The organism is Virgibacillus sp. GM2-2, assembly GCF_055329585.1.
Genome location: NZ_JBUZWC010000136.1, coordinates 1 through 247, shown reverse-complemented (window position 1 = coordinate 247; position 247 = coordinate 1). Strand labels below are relative to the sequence as shown.

Genomic DNA, 247 nt, shown 5'->3' with positions numbered 1-247 from the left:
GAACGAGATCGTGGGCGAGAAGATCGTCCACCCGAACGATCACGTGAACATGTCCCAATCGTCGAACGACGTCTTCCCGACGGTGATGCACGTCGCGGTCGCGACGCGCGCGCGCACGCGCCTCTTGCCAGCGGTCGCGCGCCTTCGAAAGGCCATCGAGGACAAGGCGGTCGACTTCGCGGACATCGTGAAGATCGGGCGGACGCACCTCATGGATGCGACACCGCTCACGCTCGGCCAGGAGCTC

General features: G+C 65.2%; 1 protein-coding gene. It reads left to right on the top strand.

What is annotated here, in order from left to right; translation table 11 throughout:
• The coding region (locus ACY9Z2_RS19265; protein WP_463611289.1) for a lyase family protein at positions 1 to 247 on the top strand (247 nt) is incomplete at both ends.